We start from the raw sequence: 17,149 nt of genomic DNA, 5'->3' as shown, positions 1-17,149 counted from the left end.
CGCGTCACAGCGCGCGGTAGGCCGTCTTGATGATGGTGTAGAATTCGATGGCCGAGCGTCCCTGCTCGCGCGGGCCGTAGCTCGACATCTTCCGTCCGCCGAACGGGACGTGGTAGTCGACGCCCGCCGTCGGCAGGTTCAGCATGGTCATGCCGGCCTGGATGTTCGCCTGGAAATGACGGGCGTGCTTCATCGAGTTGGTGACGATGCCCGACGACAGGCCGTAATCGGTGTCGTTGGCGACGGCCAGCGCCTCCTCGTAATCCCTGACGCGGATGACGCTGGCGACCGGGCCGAACACCTCCTCGCGGTTGATGGTCATGGCGTTGCTGGTGTCGGTGAACAGGGCCGGGGCCAGGAAGTACCCGCGCGTCGGCCGCTCCAGCCGCGTGCCGCCGGACGCCAGCCGGGCACCCTCGTTCAGGCCGGTGTCGATGTATTGCAGGTTCTTGGTCAGCTGGAACTCGTCGATCACAGGGCCGATCTGCGTCTCCGGCAACAGGGCGTGGCCGACGCGCAGAGCCGCCATCCGCTCCACCATCGCGGCGACGAAGGCGTCGTGGATGCTGTCCTCGACGATGAAGCGGCCGGTGGCGGTGCAGCGCTGACCGGCATGGAAATAGGCGCTGTTGACGCCGATCTCGGCGGCGCGCTCGGGATCGGCGTCGCCCAGCACCACCAGCGGGTTCTGGCCGCCCAATTCAAGCTGGACGCGGATCATGCGTTCGGCACAGCGCACGGCGATGCGCCGTCCGGTGTTGACGGACCCGGTGAAGGACACCGCGTCCACCGCATCGACCACCGCCGCGCCGACATTCGGACCGGCGCCGATCACCAGATTGAACAGGCTGGCCGGCATGCCGTGCGCTTCGAGCGCCGTGGCGATGATGCGGGTGACGGCGATGGAGATGCCGGGGGTCTTTTCCGAAGGCTTCCAGATCACCGCATTGCCGAAGGCCAAAGCCGGGGCGATCTTCCACATCGGCGTGGCGACCGGGAAGTTCCAGGGCGTCACCAGACCGATGACGCCGACCGGCTCGCGGGTCACGTCCACCTCAACCCCCGGCCGCACCGAGCCCAGCGTCTCGCCCGGCGCCCGGAGCGCCTCGGCCGAGAAGAAGCGGGCGAGATGGGCGGCGCGGGTGATCTCACCCAAGGCGTCGGGGATGGTCTTGCCGCCCTCGGCGGCGGCGATCCGTGCCAGCTCGTCCTTGCCGTCGAACAGCGCGCGGGAGATGGCGTCGAGCACCAGCGAGCGCTGCTCCACGGTGGCGGCGCGCCAGTGCGGCTGGGCGCTGCGGGCGGCGGCAACGGCTTCGGCCACATCGTCGGCACCGGCAAGCGCGTAGGAGCCGGCCAGCTCGTCGAGATCCGAGGGGTTGAAGATGTCGAGCCGGTCGCGGCCCGGCCGCCAGCTGCCGGCGATGAAGTTGGTGATCGGGCGGGTGTCGGGGGACATGTCGGGTCTTCTCCGGAAATCTGTTCGTTCGAGGCGGGGGCGGCGGGCGGGTTCAGCCGGCGCGCGCCACCCGCTCCTTCAGGGCGGTCAGAGCCCACAGCGTCTCGATGGTCGGCACCGGCACGCCGCGGCGGCGGGCCAGGTCCAGGACGGCGGTCACGATGGGGTCGATCTCCATGCTCCGTCCCGCTTCGAAATCCTGCAGCATCGATGGCTTATGGCCGGGGACGCCGCTGCCGCGGCCGAGCCGCTCGTCGACGTCGTCGGGCAGATCGACGCCCCAGGCGCGGGCCACGGCCAGGCACTCGCGCATCAGCCGGCCCTGGACGGTGGCCATGCCGGGAGCCTGCTCCATGGCGCCCATGGTGGCGCCGGTCAGCACGCTGGTCGGGCCGACCGCCATGTTGAGCATCAGCTTGTTCCACAGCGTGGCGCGGATGTCGCCGGGAAGGCGGGCGGTGGCGCCGGCGGCGTTGAAGGAATCGACCAGGGCCGCCAGCTTCGCGGCATGGTCTCCGGGCCGGGGGGCGCCGAAGGCCAGCACCGGCAGGGCGGTGTGGGCGACGATGCCCGGCTCGACGATGCGGGCGGGGAGAACCTCCATCACGCAGGCGGCGACCCGCTCCGGCCCGATGGCCGACCAGACGGCGCCGCCGGGATCGACCACGTCCAGCGGTTCCGGCGTCACGTCGTCGCCGGCGCCGTACAGATACCACCAGGGGATGCCGTTCTGCGCCGCCACCACCAGCGTGTCCGGGCCGCATAGCGCCGGAAAGGACGACGCCAGCGCCGGCAGTCCGTGCCCCTTGACCGTGACGATCACCACGTCCTGGGGGCCGAGTTCGCTGGCGTCGTCGCTGGCCTGCGGCCGGCAGGTGAGCGTGCCCTTCGGCGTCTGGACGGCCAGTCCGCGCTCGCGGATCGCCGTCAGATGCTCCCCGCGCGCCAGCAGCGACAGCTGGTGGCGGCCGGTCGCGGCGAGATACCCGGCCAGCGCGCCGCCCACGGCGCCGGCTCCTACGACGGCGATGCGCATGGCGTCTTTCCTCCTTGTCTCACTTGAATTCCAGCGGCGGCATGTCGTCGTCCAGGCTGTTGCCCAGCCCTTGGAATTGCTCCTCGATCTGCTTGTCGTCCAGTTTGACCGCGGCGGACTTGTAATGCATGACCATCTGCGGGAAGGCGATCACCAGCGCCACCATCACCAGCTGGATGACGACGAAGGGCACCGCCCCCCAATAGATCTGGCTGGTCAGGACCGGCGCGGTTTCCTTCTTCGTCACGCGGTCGATGTAGGGCAGCTTGGGCGCCACCGAGCGCAGGAAGAACAAGGAGAAGCCGAAGGGCGGGTGCATGAAGCTGGTCTGCATGTTCACCGCCAGGATGATGCCGAACCACACCAGATCGATGCCCAGCCGGTCGGCTGCCGGAGCCAGAAGCGGGATGACGATGAAGGCCAGCTCGAAGAAGTCTAGGAAGAAGGCGAGCAGGAACACCATCACGCTGACGGCGATCAGGAAGCCCATCTGGCCGCCCGGCAGTGAGACCATCAGTTCCTCGACCCAGACATGGCCGTTGACGCCATAGAAGGTCAGCGAGAACACCCGCGCTCCGATCAGGATGAACAGCACGAAGGCCGCCAGCTTCGCCGTCGAGTAGGTCGCCTGACGCACCATGTCGAGGCTCAGCCGCTTCTTCATCGCCGCCAGCAACAGCGCGCCGACGGCACCCATGGCGCCGCCCTCGGTCGGGGTGGCGAGGCCGATGAAGATCGTGCCGAGTACCAGGAAGATCAGCGCCAGCGGCGGCACCATGACGAAGGTCGCCTGTTCCGCCATGCGGGAGATCAGCCGCCGGCCGCTGGCCCGCTCCACCAGTGCCACCGACAGGGCGTAGAGCGCGCCCGCCGCGACGGAATCGCCGATCAGCGCCAGGGTGGACCAGCCGTTCTGAGCCAGCCACGCCGCTCCCGCCGTCAGCACCGCCGTCACCGCGGTTTGAAGCACCAGACGCCGCGCGCCGAAGGTCCGGTTGAAGGTGGCGGCCAGGAAGGCCACCGTCACCCCCACCGACAGCAGCAGCACGACATAGTCGGCGCCGGATTTCACATCGGTACGACCCATCACCCAATAGGCGACGGCTCCCGAGAACAGCGCCAGCATGCCGAGCTGCCAGACGCCGCGCGCGCCGTTGGGCTCGCGGTAGGCGATGGCCTCCGGAGGGAGTCCGGGCGCGGAGTTGGGCCAGATCATGGAGACGACGAAGACGTAGAGGGCGTACAGGCTCGACAACAGCAGGCCAGGGACGAAGGCGGCCTCGTACATGTCGCCGACGGAGCGGCCGAGCTGGTCGGCCATGACGATCAGCACCAGCGACGGCGGGATGATCTGGGCCAGCGTGCCCGACGCAGCGATGATGCCGGACGCCAGACGGCGGTCGTAGCCGTAGCGCAGCATGATCGGCAGCGAAATCAACCCCATGGAGATCACCGACGCGGCGACCACGCCGGTCGTCGCCGCCAGCAGCGCGCCGACGAAGATGACGGCATAGGCCAGACCGCCGCGGATGGAACCGAACAACTGCCCGATGGTGTCGAGCAGATCCTCGGCCATGCCGGAGCGTTCCAGCACCAGCCCCATGAAGGTGAAGAAGGGCACCGCCAGCAGCACGTCGTTGTTCATCGTGCCGTAGACGCGCTCCGGCAGGGCCTGGAACAGGTCGGGGCGGAACAGGCCAAGCTCGATGCCGATCAGGCCGAACAGCAGGCCGTTGGCGGCGAGCGCGAAGGCGACCGGATAGCCCAGCAGCAGCATGACCACCAGCACGGCGAACATGATCGGCGCCATGTTGTGGCCGAACCAGCCGCGCCAGCCGTCCTGTTCGGCGAGCGCACCGGCGCCCGGCACCGGAAGCACGTAGAGCGCCACGGCGACGGCGGCCAGCAGCAGCAGGGAGATGACGGACAGCCGGACGGCGCGCGGCGAAAGGGAGGGGGAGGTCGTGCTCATCGCGCGTCTACCGGCTGGGAAGGGTGTCGGGATGGGCGGTTCGCTCGCGTTCCGCTGCGAGCAATCTCTCGGCTTCGGCCTCGGCGGCCGCCTGATGACCCCCCGCCCGCTGCCTGGTATCCTCCAGATGGCCGGCCATGATCGCGGCGCGCTTGACCAGCTCGGACAGGCCCTGGATGAAAAGTACGGTGAAACCCAGGGGAATCAGCAGCTTCGCCGGCCATTGCGGCAAGCCGCCCGCGTTCATCGACTGCTCCTCGATGGCGAAGGAGGCGAGTGCGAAGGGCCAGGAGGTGATCATCATCACGAAGCTGAAAGGCAGCAGGAAGGCGATATGGCCGAACAGGTCGATACCGTCGCGCGCGCGCTTTCTCAGCATCGCGTTGACGATGTCGATGCGGATGTGTTCGTCGTCCCGCAGCGTCCAGGGGGAGCAGAGCAGGAACGCGGCGGCGAACAGCACCCATTGCAGTTCGAGCCACGAGTTGGAGCTGACGTCGAACAGCTTGCGCACGACGGCGTTGACCGCCGACACCAGGATCGCCAGCAGGATCAGCCAGGAAATCGTCTTGCCCAGCCACGCGGTGACCGCGTCGACCAGCCGGCAGGCCCTCACGAGGACCGTCATCATGGGGGAGGGGGGTGGACTCGTCATGGGGGCAGCTTCTCCCGGAAGACCGGTCGCGAATGCCGCGACGACGCCACGACCGGGAGCGGCGGTGCCGCTGCCCGGCCATGGCTGGGATATCGCAAGGAGAGACGGCGGATCAGCGCCGGGTCAGACGGAGCGTGGCACTGTCGTAGGCATATTCCGATGCCTGGAGCCACAGGTTCGAATCGTTCTGGAAGCGGCGGTAGCTCTCGTAGAACTTCTTGAAGGCCGGGTTCTTGTCCGACAGCTCGTCATAAAGGTCCATCGCCGCCTTGTGGCTGGCCTGCAGCACGTCCTGCGGGAAGGCGCGCAGCTTGGCGCCGCTGGCGACCACGCGCTTCAGCGCCGGAGGGTTCAGCACGTCGTAGCGTGCCACGCTGTCGACGTTGGCCAGCGCCGCGGCCGCGGTCAGGGCCGCCTGATAGTGTTTCGGCAGGCTGTTCCAGCGGTTGGTGTTGATGAAGAAATGCTGGAGCGAGGTGCCGTCCCACCAGCCCGGATAGTAATAGTTGGGCGCGATCTTGTAGAGGCCGAGCTTCTCGTCGTCGTAGGGGCCATTGAACTCCGCGGCGTCGATGGTGCCGCGTTCCAGCGCCGGGTAGATGTCGCCGCCGCCGACCTGCTGCGCCACCACGCCCAGTTTGGCCAGGATCTGGCCGCCCAGGCCGGAGATGCGGAACTTCAGACCCTTCAGATCCTCGACGCTCTTGATCTCGTTGCGGAACCAGCCGCCCATCTGGGAACCGGTGTTGCCGCCGGCAAGCGCCTTCAGGTTGTAGCCGGCATAGAACTCCTCAAGGAGCTTGCCGCCTTCGCCGTGATAGAACCAGGCGTTCTGCTGGCGGGTGTTCAGCCCGAAGGGCAGGCAGCAGCCGAAGGCGAAGGCCGGGTCCTTGCCGACATAATAGTAGGACGCGGTATGGCACATCTCCACGGTGTCGTTGCTGGCGGCGTCCAGGGCCTGCAGCGCCGGGACCACCTCGCCGGCGGCGAAGACCTGGATCTGGAACTTGCCGTCGGTGGCCTCGGCGAGGTTCTTCGCCATCACCTCGGCGCTGCCATAGAGCACGTCGATGTTCTTCGGGAAGCTGGACACGCAGCGCCAGCGGATCGTCGGCTCCGACTGTGCGATGGCCGGAGCCGCAAGCGTGGAGGCACCGGCGGCGACGGCGGCACCCTTGAAGAATTGACGGCGCTTCATGCTGTTGTTCCTCCCGAAGTTCTTGTTGTGTGACGGAGCAAGGCCGGCTGAACGTCCGCGACCGCTGTCGTCGCCAAGACATCCGTCTGCACGGCAAAGAGCAGATGGGCGTCCTGTATTTCAGCGTCTGAGGGTGGCGCGACGTCTCCTTGCTCGCGGCGTCCGTGGAATTGGCGGCGGCCGTTCCTGGGGGATATGGTGACTGTTAGGGAACGGCGGGGTCCATGTGGTGACCCTGACAGTGGAGCAAGCGGCCGCACAGAGGAATGTGTTTCGTGGGCATACCAGCCATAAGCTGAGCGAGCCATCAGCCACACAAACTGTTTCGGACGAGCCCCGCAGTGCCCTGTGAAACCGGGGTGGGTGCTGACGGTTTGCTATGCCCGCAATGAATATCTGTTACAGGCACGCCATGCGCTCCGCGACGGGCGGCCGATCGATAGTCTGTGGCGAACTGTTCCCAACCGCCTCAAACGACGGATGTTCAACCGCATGAACGGTAAGCGCCATGTCTAGGCCGTCCTCTCCGCTCAACGCCGCCGGGGCCGCCTATCTCGAAGCGTTGCAGGCGCGCTTCCGCGATGATCCCGCATCGGTGGACGTGAGCTGGCGCGCCGTCTTCCAGTTCCTGGACGAACTGGGCGCGGTCACTCCGGCCTTGCCGGCATCCGGCGGGCCGGCGACCGATCGGCTGTCGCTGCAGCACGAGGAAATCCGCCAGCGCGGCCATGCCGCCGCCGCCCTCGATCCCCTGGGCCGTACCGCCCCTCCCGTTGGGCCGGCGTCCGAGGACGCGGAGACCGTGAGGCTGCGCCGGCTCTATCAGGGCACGCTGACGCTGGAAACCGCCCATATCGACGATCCGGCCCTGCGGTCCTGGCTGCGCGACGCCTATGAGGGGACCGCTGCCGCCCCATCGGCGGAGGCACGTCGCCGGGCGCTGTCGCTGCTGAGCGCGGCGGAGGAATTCGAAAGGCTGCTCGGCACCCGCTACCCGACGAAGAAGCGGTTCGGCGCGGAGGGGATGGAGACGTTGATTCCGCTGCTGGACCGCATCCTCGCGGCTGCCGCGGCGGCAGGCGTCACCGAGGTGCAGGTCGGGACCATGCACCGCGGCAGGCTGAGCCTGATGGCCAATGTGCTGGGCAAGCCTCTGGTCGAACTGTTCGCCGGCATCAAGGGGATGCATCCCTTCCAGGCCGACCCGCCGGTACCCGCCGATGTCCCCTATCACATGGGGGTGGAAAGCAGCCTGTCCTTCGGGGAAGGGACACTGGCGTTGACCCTGTCCCCCAACCCGTCGCATCTGGAGGCGATCAATCCGGTCACCCTGGGCCGTGCGCGGGCGCGTCAGGATCTGGTCCGCGAGCAGGGCGGCGAGGCGCGCCGGGTGCTGTGCGTGCTGCTGCACACCGACGCCAGCGTGATCGGCCAGGGCAGCGTGACCGAGGCGCTGCAACTGTCGGGCGTCGCCGGCTTCACCGTTGCCGGCACCATCCATGTCATCGTCAACAACCAGATCGGCTTCACCACCGAGCGCGACGAGGCGCGGACTTCGCTCCATTGCACCGGTCTGTGGAAGGCGGTGGACAGCCCCATCCTGCACGTCAACGCCGACGATCCCGACGCGGCGCTGCGGGCCGCCGACCTCGCGGTCGCCTTCCGGCAGGCGCACGGGCGCGATGCGGTGATCGACCTCGTCGGCTACCGCCGCAACGGCCACAACGAGATCGACGAGCCGCGTTTCACCCAGCCGCTGGATTACGCGGCGATCGACGCCCACCCGCCCGTCCGCGCGCTCTATGCCGGGCGTCTGGCCGCCGAAGGGGTGGTCGGGGAGGGCGCCGTCGACGCGCTTGCCGCCGGGCACAAGGCCCGCTTCCAGGAGGCGTTGGCCGCCGCCGCCGATCACCGGCCGAACCATGACGGCTTCCCCGGCGGACGCTGGGCGCCGTTCGCTTCCGGCGGATCGGCTGCCGTCGAACCGGACACCGGCATCGGCGCCGACCGGCTGCGGGCTCTGCTGGCGGCGCTGGCCGCCATTCCGGATGGCCTGACCGTCGACCGCAAGGTGGAGCGCGTCATCCGCCGCCGCGCCGAGGAGCCGTTGGACTGGGCGACCGGCGAGGCGCTGGCCTTCGCCACGCTGCTGGCCGACGGGGTGCCGGTGCGGCTGACCGGCCAGGACGTGGTGCGCGGCGCCTTCTCCCACCGGCATTTCGCCCTGACCGATGCCGTCACCGGGAAGCGCCATGTCAGCCTGAACCATCTGGGCGTTGCCCAGGCCCGCTTCGACGTGGTCAACAGCCCGCTGTCGGAATATGCCGTGCTCGGCTTCGAATACGGCTACAGCCTGGAACGGCCCGACGCGCTGGTGATCTGGGAGGCGCAGTTCGGCGATTTCGCCAACGGCGCCCAGATCATGATCGACCAGTTCATCGTCAGCGCGGAGGACAAGTGGCGCCAGCCCTCCGGCCTCGTCATCCTGCTGCCGCACGGTCTGGAAGGGCAGGGGCCGGAGCATTCCTCCGCCCGGCCGGAGCGCTTCCTCCAGATGGCGGCGCGCGACAACATCCGCATCGCGCATCCGTCCACCCCGGCGAACTACTTCCACCTGCTGCGCCGGCAGATGATGCGGCGCGACCGCAAGCCGCTGGTGGTGCTGAGCCCGAAGACCCTGCTGCGCCTGCCGGCGGCGGTGTCGGCGCTGGTCGACTGCGCGCCCGGCACCGGGTTCCGGCCGGTCGTCGTCACCGCCGGAGAGCGCGCCGAACGCATCCTGCTGTGCAGCGGCAAGCTGGCTTACGAACTGGAGCGCGAACGCGCCGCCCTGGACGCCGGGGATGTGGCGGTGGTGCGGCTGGAGATGCTGTATCCTCTGCCCGAGGCCGAACTGTCGGCTCTGTTCCGCCGCTGGCCGGAGGCGTCCTGCCTGTGGGTGCAGGAGGAGCCGGAAAACCTGGGCGCCTGGACCTACCTCGACCGCCGGCTGGAGGCCTTGCGGGCAGTGGCCGGCTGTGCCGAGCCGCGCGTCGCCTGCGTGGCCCGTGCCGAAGCGGCTTCTCCCGCCGGCAGCTTCCACGGCGACCATGAGGCCGACCAGCGCCGGCTGGTCGAGCAGGCCTTCGCCGGGCTCGCCGCCGCCCTGCCGTCCCGAGGGAAAGCGGCGGCGGAGTGACGGGCCGTCCGTCCGCAGCGACGGTCGGACCCGACAGCAAACACCGAACACCGTGTAACGAGCACTGGGGAAAAGCGCCGATGTCTTCCAGCTTGAGCACCGTCAACCCGCCCGAAGCCGCTCCGCTTCTGCTCCCCGATCTGTTGCAGGCCACGGCCACGGCACTCGACGCGGTGGCGCAGCTGGCCGAGGCGGCGGAGCGCGGCGTCGCGGCGCTGGTGGCGCCGGATGGGCGCGTCGATGCCGCCCTGCTCGACCGCCATCAGGTGGCGGCGCATGGCTTCGCCTGGGTCGCCACCTATGCCGCGGCATTGCGCCAGATGCGGGGCTGGGCGGAACGGCTGGACCTTGCCGGGCGGCTGGGCGAACTGGAAGCGGCCATGCTCCAGGCGGCGTTCGGCGAGTATCTGGCCCAGCTCGACGGCGGTCTGGCGATGAGCCAGGGCGAAATCGTCCGGCCGGCCGATTTCGGGCTGGGCGAGGCAGAGCGGGACGCCTTCCTCACCGAGGCGGTGCGCCGGCTGATCGCCTCCGGCAACGCGTCGGCCCTGCGGCTGCGCATCGCCGAGCTGCTGACCGATGCGCTGCATGGCGGCGGCTTCGGCGACACGGCGCTGGAGGACGAGGCGCTGGACATGGTCCGCGACCAGTTCCGCCGCTTCGTCGCCGACGCGGTGGAGCCGCATGCCCATGACTGGCATCTGAAGGACGAGCTGATCCCGCTTCCCGTCGTCGAGCGGATGGCGGACATGGGCGTGTTCGGCCTGACCGTGCCGGAAGAGGACGGCGGGCTCGGCATGGGCAAGCTCGCCATGTGCGTGGTGACGGAGGAGCTGTCGCGCGGCTACATCGGCGTCGGCTCTCTCGGCACCCGCGCGGAGATCGCGGCCGAACTGATCCGCATGGGCGGCACCGCCGAACAGCGGGCGCGCTGGCTGCCGCGCATCGCGTCGGGCGAGATCCTGCCGACCGCCGTGTTCACGGAGCCCAACACCGGTTCCGACCTGGGCAGCCTGCGCACCCGCGCGGTGCCGGACGGCGACATCTATCGCGTCACCGGAGCGAAGACCTGGATCACCCATGGCAGCCGGTCGGATCTGATGACGCTGCTGGTGCGCACCGATCCGGACGCCCCCGGCTATCGCGGGCTGTCGATGCTGCTGGCCGAGAAGCCGCGCGGCACCGAGGCGGATCCCTTTCCGGCGGAGGGCATGAGCGGCGGCGAGATCCCGGTGCTGGGCTATCGCGGCATGAAGGAATACGAGATCGGCTTCGACGGCTTCGCCGTCCCCCGCGAGAACCTGTTGGGCGGTGTGGAGGGCCAGGGCTTCAAGCAGCTGATGGCGACCTTCGAATCCGCCCGCGTGCAGACGGCCGCCCGCGCCGTCGGCGTGGCGCAGAACGCCATGGAGCTCGGCCTGCGCTATGCCCAGGAGCGCGTCCAGTTCGGCCGTCCGCTCGCCGCCTTCCCGCGCGTCGCCGGCAAGCTGGCCTGGATGGCGGTGGAAACGATGATCGCCCGCCAGCTGACCTATTTCGCCGCGCGGGAGAAGGACAGCGATCGCCGCTGCGACATAGAAGCGGGCATGGCGAAGCTGCTGGCCGCGCGCGTCGCCTGGTCGAACGCCGACAACTCGGTGCAAATCCATGGCGGCAACGGCTACGCCGTCGAATATCCGGTCAGCCGGGTGCTGTGCGACGCCCGTATCCTGAACATCTTCGAAGGAGCGGCGGAAATCCAGGCCCAGGTGGTCGCACGTGGATTGCTGTCGCGCCGCAATTGAGGGGTGCCGGGCGGGCGGAACTGACCTGTCGCGACCACGCTTGTATCATACCGGCGTATTCGCTATCCGACGGGGAGGACTGAATGGACAAGGCCGCCCGCGATGGAACTTCTGGAACTGCGCTATTTCGTTCAGGTGGCCGATCTTGGCAGCTTCTCCAAGGCCTCGGTCAAGCTGGGCATCACGCAGCCGGCGCTGAGCCGGCAGGTCCAGAAGCTGGAGCACGAGCTGCGCACCAGCCTGTTCTACCGTCATGGACGCGGCGTGTCGCTGACCCAGCAGGGGCGCAAGCTGTACGACGTCGTCCGTCATCTGCTGGGCGCACTGTCGGAGATCAAGGAGGAGATCCAGGACCAGTCGGAAAGGCTGACCGGTTCCGTCACCCTGGGTCTTCCCCCGTCGATCTGCGCCACCTTGGGGGCACCGCTGGCCCGCCGGTTCCACGAGAACTATCCCGACGCCACGCTGCGCATCCACGAGGTGTTCAGCGGCACGCTGCTGGAATGGGTGGAGGGCGGACGCCTCGACCTCGCCGTCCTCTACGACGCCCGGCGCGGGCGCAGCATGCTGTCGTCGCCCCTGCTGGTGGAGAACCTGCTCCTGGTGCAGTCGGCGAAGGATGCCGGTGCCGGCAATGACGGGCCGGTCGAGGTGGAGATGCTGGCCGACCTGCGTTTCGTGCTGCCCGGCCTGGAAAACGGCCTGCGCCGGGTGGTGGATGCGGCGGTGCGCCGGGCCGACATCGACCTGCAGGTCGATATGGAGATCGACTCCGTCACCGCCATCAAGCAGTTGGTGGAGGAGGGAATGGGATCGACCATCCTTCCCTTCGGCGCTGTCCACCGCGAGGTGCGCCAGGGCCGGTTGATCGCGCGCGAGATCACGTCGAAGGACATGCATGCCATGCTGGTCACCGCCACACCGCTGCATCAGCCGGTGTCGAAGGCGACCCGAGCCCTGCTGCGGCTGATCCATGTCGAAGTCGTCAAATGCGTCGCCAACGGCGTGCTGAAGGGCAAGGTCGTCGCTCCCGGCAGTGCCGGGGAGGACAGCGCGCTGTGACGCAAGCTGGGGCCGTGCTCCGCCCCGTTATGCTTTGACCGCTGATAGCAGTTATGACGGATGGTCCATAGCACGGCCGGTTCGGCGCGGATAGCCTCCCCCCATCGCCACATAATTCCCTGGGGAAGGAACCGAGAATGACGAAGCGCCTGGACGGCAAGGTTGCCCTGATCACCGGGGCGGCGCAGGGCCTGGGCCTTGCGATGGCCGAAAACCTTCGTGCGCGAGGGCGCCCGCGTGGCGGTCGTCGACATCAACGGCGACGCCGCCGTCGCGGTGGCGGAGCGGCTGGGCGAGGCCGCCATCGGCATCAAAGCCAACGTCACCAGGACCGCCGATGTCGAGATGACCATCGCCGCCACGGTCGAGAAATTCGGGCGCCTCGACATCCTGGTGAACAATGCCGGCTCCACCCACGCCAACGGCCCGTTCGAAACCGTGACCGAAGAGGAGTTCGACCGCGTCTTCGCCCTGAACGTCAAGTCGATCTACCTCTATTCCAAGGCGGCGGTGGCGACGATGCGGGCGCAGAAGTCCGGCGTGATCCTCAATCTCGGCTCCACCGCCGGGTTGCGTCCGCGTCCGGGCCTGGTCTGGTACAACGCCACCAAGGGCGCGGTGCACAACATCACCCAGTCGCTGGCGCTGGAACTGGCGCCCGACAACATCCGCGTCTGCGCGCTGGCTCCGGTCGCCACCGAAACGCCGCTGCTCGCCACCTTCATGGGCGGCGACACCCCGGAGAAGCGGGCGCGCATGCTGGGCATCGTCCCGCTCGGCCGCCTGGGCCAGCCCTCCGACGTCGCCAACGCCGCGCTGTATCTCGCCTCCGACGAGGCGGCCTTCATCACCGGCGTGGTGCTGGAGATCGACGGCGGCCGCTGCGTCTGAGGACGGGCCGTGCAAGGCCGGGGCGCGTCCGCGCTCCGGCCTGACCCAAAAACCGCCGCCCCTCTCCATCCACCCCGAGCGGAAGCCGTCCCCCATGTCCTCGCTACTTTCCGATCTGCGCATCGTCGAAGTCTCGGCCTTCGTCGCGGCGCCGCTGGGCGCATGACCCTGGCCCAGCTGGGCGCGGAGGTGATCCGCATCGACCCCATCGGCGGCAACGTCGACCACCGCCGCTGGCCGCTGGCGCCCAACGGCACCAGTCTCTATTGGACGGCGCTGAACAAGGCGAAGCGGTCGGTCACCCTGGCGCTCGACAAGCCGGAGGGGCGGGAGATCGCCCAGGCCATCATCACCGCGTCGGGCGAGGATGCCGGCTTTCTGCTGACCAACCTGCCGGCCAGCGGCTGGATGGGCTACGAGGCGCTTTCCGCCAAGCGCGACGACCTGATCATGATGCGGCTGACCGGCAATCCGGACGGATCGGCGGCGGTGGACTACACCGTCAACTGCGCCGGCGGCTTCCCGATGGCGACCGGCAGGGGAGGGGAGCCGGTGAACCACGTCCTGCCGGCCTGGGACGTGGCGGCCGGCCTCTACCTCGCCACCGGGCTGCTGGCGGCGGAACGGCAGCGGCGCCGCACCGGCCGGGGGCAGGAGGTGACGGTGGCGCTGGCCGACGTGATGCTGGCGACCGTCGGCAATCTCGGCTACCTCGCCGACGTCCGGGGTGAACGGCACCGTGCGCCAGCCGATGGGCAACGACCTGTACGGCGCCTATGGCCGCGACTTCCCCACCGCCGATGGGCGGCGCGCGATGGTCGTCGCCATTTCCAACCGACAGTGGAAGGCGCTCGGCAAAGCGACCGGGCTGGCCGACAGGCTGGCGATGATCGGCCCGCTGATGGGCGTGGACATGGATGACGAAGGCGGACGCTTCCAGGCCCGCGATGCGATCTCCGCCGTGCTCGCCCCCTGGTTCGCCGCGCGCACGCTGGCGGAATTGGAAGGCGCGTTCGCCGGCACGGGCGTGCTGTGGGGGCCGTACCGGGATTTCGGCCAACTCGTCGCCGAGGATGCGCGCTGCTCCACCGCCAACCCGCTTTTCCGTGAGATCGACCAGCCCGGTGTCGGGTCGCTGCTGGTTCCCGGATCGCCGCTCGGCTTTCCCGGCATGGGCGAGCGCACCGATCATCGCCCGGCCCCCGGTCTGGGGCAAGACACCGATGCGGTGCTGGCCGATCTGCTGGGGCTGCCTTCCGCAGAGATCGGCCGCCTTCATGATGCCGGCATCGTCGCGTAGGTGGCCGGGGTGCCGCGGCAGGCATGCCTCATGCCGCCGGAGAGACCGATGCGGGCGTGTGGAAAAGCCGCCCTCGGCCGTCCAGCGGATCCGTGACGCCGGCAAGGCGCAGGCTGTGCCAGGCCAGCGCGTGGTTGCTTGAGGTGACCGGCTTGCCGGTGCGCGCCTCCAGCGCCTCGACCGCCTCGGCGACGCGCAGGCTGGTGCAGGAGACGAAGACGGCGTCCACCTCCGGGTGGGCGGCGGCCTGCTCGACCGCCGCGGCGATGGAGTCCGGAGCGATGCGCGCCGCGACCGTATCGTCGGGCTCGTCGAAGATCGCCAGAACCGGCACCCGATAGCCGGCCTTTACGAAGTAATCCCGCATCGCTTCGCCGACGCTCCGCTGGTAGGGCGCGACGAGGCCGATGCGCCGCGCGCCCAGGGCGGCGAGGGCGGCATCCACCGCCTCGACCGGGGTCGTGGTGGCGATGCCCGGCCGCGCCTCGCGGATCCGTTCGCGCACGCGCTCCGGGCCGATTACCATGCTGCCCGAGGTGCAGCCGAAGGCCACCACGTCCAGCGGCAGCTCGGGCAGGATCAGGCGGGTCGTCGGGGCGATGTCCTGCTCCATCCGGGCCAGCGTTTCCGGCACGATCTCCTTGTCGTTCCACAGACGCGCGTTGTAGACGGCGACCCCCGGTTGGCCGAGCAGGAAGCGCCATTCATGCTCGATGGTCTGGTCGGTGGCGAGCACCAGCAGCCCGATGGCGGCGCGGGCGGCGAGGCCGCCGTCGGTCGCGAAGGGCAGGACCACGGTGGAGGTTGGGGTGGCGGCCGGGGAAGCGGCGCCGTCCCCGGCGATGGCGATATCGGTATCCATCTCGGGAGGTCTCCCATTGGCGCGGGCATGCGGCCATGGACGCGGCGGCGCCCGCGCGTCTGTCAGTGGACGGCCTGCATGCCGTCGAGCGGGATGGCCGGAATGCGGCCGGCGATCAGGTCGGCGGTGATCCGGGCCGACCCGCAGGACATGGTCCAGCCCATGTGGCCGTGCCCGGTGTTGAGAAACAGGTTGCGCTGGCGCCCGCGTCCAAAGATCGGCGTCCCTTCGGGTGTCATCGGCCGCAGCCCCGCCCAATAGCTGGGCCGGCTGTAGTCGGCCGCGTCGGGGAAGAGGTCGCGCGCCGCCGCCAGCATGGTCTGGAAATCCGCCGGACTGTGGCGCTTGTCGTAGCCGGCGAAATCGGCGGTCGCGGTGATGCGCAGACGGTCGCCCATCGGCGCGTAGGCGACGAGGTTCTCCTCGTCCACCCCGCCGATGCGCGGCGTGTTGTTGCGCCCCGCCACCGGCACGGTGACGGAATAGCCCTTGATCGGGTAGATCGGCAGCGACAGGCCGAGCGGCTTCGCCAGCGCCGCGCTCTGGCAGCCCAGCGCCAGCACATAGGCGTCGGCGGTGAGCCTGCCCTTGTCGGTGAGCAGCCCGGTCACTTCACCGGCGGCGGTCTCGACGCCGCTGATCGTCGTGCCGTAGAGGAAGCGCACGCCGCGCTCCGCGCACCAATCGGCGAGGTTGCGGGTGAACAGCCGGGCGTCGCCGCTCTCGTCGGACGGCGCATAGATGCCGCCGACGATGCGGTCCTTGGTCGGCAGCAGGGCCGGGTCGATGGCGGCGGCGCGGTCGCGGTCCACCACCTCCAGCGGCAGGCCGTTGTCGGTCAGGATCTTCATCTTGGCGACCCCGGCATCGAAGGCCGCGGGGGTGCGGTAGAGGTAGAGCAGACCGCCCTTGGCGCCGTCGAAGGCGACCCCGGTGTCCTCGACCACCTCATGCAGCATGTCCTGCGAATAGAGGCTGAGCCGCACCTTGCGGGCGGTGTTGACCGCCACCCGCTCCGCCCGGCAGTTGCCGAGGAACTTCAGCGACCAGGACCACAGCGCCGGGTCCAACCGCAGCCGGAAGCGCAGCGCCTGATCGTTGCGCCACAGCGATTTCAACAGGATTTTCGGGGCCTTCGGCGACGCCCAGGTGTAGGCGTGGCCGGGCGCCACCAGCCCCGCATTGGCGAAGCTGGTCTCGTCGGCCGCCCCGTCATGCCGTTCGACGACGGTGACCTCGTGCCCGTCCTTGAGAAGGCAGTAGGCCGTCGTCACCCCGACGACCCCGCTGCCCATCACGATGACCTTCATGGACGCCTCCCTGGCATGAACGCCTCCCCGGCTGGCGTGGTCACAGCGCCGCGGTCACCTGGATCTCGACGGTGAACTGCGGGGCGGCGAGCTTGGCCTCGACGCAGGCGCGCACCGGTGTGTTGCCGGGAGCCACCCAGGCGTCCCACACCCCGTTCATCTCGCTGAAGCCGGCGATGTCGGCGAGCCAGATGGTGGCGGTCAGCAGCTTGGTCCTGTCGGTGCCAGCGGCGGCCAGCAGTTCGTCGATCCGGCCGAGGATGTCGGTGGTCTGCTCGGCCACGGAGGCGCCCGGCGCCCGCAGCGCCACCACGCCCGCGGTGTAGACAAGACCGCCGCAGACGACGGCCTGGCTCATGCGCGGGCCGACCTCGATACGCTGGATGCTCATGATTGTCTCCCATAAAGCCGGCGGGCCGGATGGCGCACCGCTTATCCCCAA

At 69.2% G+C, this 17,149-nt stretch carries 14 protein-coding genes; 6 read left to right on the top strand and 8 right to left on the bottom strand.

From position 1 onward, the window contains the following. Window positions 1–4: 4 nt before the first annotated feature. The 5 genes from F1643_RS18530 to F1643_RS18510 form a co-directional block, all read right to left on the bottom strand. Window positions 5–1,459, bottom strand: a complete 1,455-nt coding sequence (locus F1643_RS18530; protein WP_206692561.1) for an aldehyde dehydrogenase family protein — start codon at window positions 1,457–1,459, stop codon at window positions 5–7. 52 nt (window positions 1,460–1,511) lie between these two features. Then, window positions 1,512–2,495 (bottom strand): ketopantoate reductase family protein, encoded by a 984-nt coding sequence (locus F1643_RS18525; RefSeq protein WP_194914699.1) that lies wholly within the window; start codon window positions 2,493–2,495, stop codon window positions 1,512–1,514. A gap of 19 nt (window positions 2,496–2,514) precedes the next feature. Next, entirely contained in the window at window positions 2,515–4,305 is a 1,791-nt protein-coding gene (locus F1643_RS18520; protein WP_194914718.1) for a TRAP transporter large permease subunit, read from the bottom strand. Window positions 4,306–4,474: 169 nt separating this feature from the next. Next, window positions 4,475–5,122 carry a TRAP transporter small permease subunit gene (locus F1643_RS18515; protein ID WP_255543019.1) on the bottom strand — a complete coding sequence of 216 codons (648 nt, stop codon included), beginning with the start codon at window positions 5,120–5,122 and terminating at the stop codon, window positions 4,475–4,477. Window positions 5,123–5,234: 112 nt separating this feature from the next. Beyond that, on the bottom strand, window positions 5,235–6,320 hold the full coding sequence (locus tag F1643_RS18510) for a TRAP transporter substrate-binding protein (protein WP_194914697.1): 1,086 nt from the start codon (window positions 6,318–6,320) through the stop codon (window positions 5,235–5,237). Window positions 6,321–6,828: 508 nt separating this feature from the next. Between F1643_RS18510 and F1643_RS18505 the strand changes: the two genes are divergently transcribed. The 6 genes from F1643_RS18505 to F1643_RS23895 all read left to right on the top strand — a co-directional run bounded on the left by F1643_RS18505 (window position 6,829) and on the right by F1643_RS23895 (window position 14,535). Continuing rightward, window positions 6,829–9,498 (top strand): 2-oxoglutarate dehydrogenase E1 component, encoded by a 2,670-nt coding sequence (locus F1643_RS18505; RefSeq protein ID WP_194914695.1) that lies wholly within the window; start codon window positions 6,829–6,831, stop codon window positions 9,496–9,498. A gap of 80 nt (window positions 9,499–9,578) precedes the next feature. Further along, window positions 9,579–11,282, top strand: a complete 1,704-nt coding sequence (locus F1643_RS18500; protein WP_194914693.1) for an acyl-CoA dehydrogenase family protein — start codon at window positions 9,579–9,581, stop codon at window positions 11,280–11,282. Window positions 11,283–11,384: 102 nt separating this feature from the next. Then, window positions 11,385–12,344 carry a LysR substrate-binding domain-containing protein gene (locus F1643_RS18495; protein ID WP_149227555.1) on the top strand — a complete coding sequence of 320 codons (960 nt, stop codon included), beginning with the start codon at window positions 11,385–11,387 and terminating at the stop codon, window positions 12,342–12,344. Between the two features lie 219 nt (window positions 12,345–12,563). Then, window positions 12,564–13,235: a glucose 1-dehydrogenase gene (locus F1643_RS18490; RefSeq protein ID WP_370540690.1), complete on the top strand. Its 672-nt coding sequence runs from the start codon at window positions 12,564–12,566 to the stop codon at window positions 13,233–13,235. A gap of 162 nt (window positions 13,236–13,397) precedes the next feature. Continuing rightward, window positions 13,398–14,156, top strand: a complete 759-nt coding sequence (locus F1643_RS23900) for a CoA transferase (protein WP_370540689.1) — start codon at window positions 13,398–13,400, stop codon at window positions 14,154–14,156. Beyond that, a complete protein-coding gene (locus F1643_RS23895) occupies window positions 14,050–14,535 on the top strand; it encodes a CoA transferase (RefSeq protein WP_370540688.1) in 486 nt (161 codons plus the stop codon). Before F1643_RS23900 ends, F1643_RS23895 begins: the two co-directional genes overlap by 107 nt. Window positions 14,536–14,563: 28 nt before the next feature. On the opposite strand, the gene F1643_RS18480 is transcribed toward F1643_RS23895, so the two are convergent. From F1643_RS18480 to F1643_RS18470, 3 genes are all read right to left on the bottom strand, one after another. Continuing rightward, a complete protein-coding gene (locus tag F1643_RS18480; protein ID WP_194914691.1) occupies window positions 14,564–15,397 on the bottom strand; it encodes an aspartate/glutamate racemase family protein in 834 nt (277 codons plus the stop codon). 62 nt (window positions 15,398–15,459) lie between these two features. Continuing rightward, complete coding sequence (locus tag F1643_RS18475; RefSeq protein WP_194914689.1) at window positions 15,460–16,707, bottom strand: D-amino acid dehydrogenase; 1,248 nt, start codon at window positions 16,705–16,707, stop codon at window positions 15,460–15,462. Window positions 16,708–16,747: 40 nt separating this feature from the next. Beyond that, window positions 16,748–17,098, bottom strand: coding sequence for a RidA family protein (locus F1643_RS18470; protein WP_194914688.1), 351 nt, complete (start codon window positions 17,096–17,098; stop codon window positions 16,748–16,750). Window positions 17,099–17,149 lie beyond the last annotated feature (51 nt).

The organism is Azospirillum sp. INR13 (assembly GCF_015390205.1).
Taxonomy (GTDB): domain Bacteria; phylum Pseudomonadota; class Alphaproteobacteria; order Azospirillales; family Azospirillaceae; genus Azospirillum.
The sequence above is the reverse complement of the archived record's forward strand: the minus strand, read 5'-3'. Positions and strand labels throughout refer to the sequence as shown.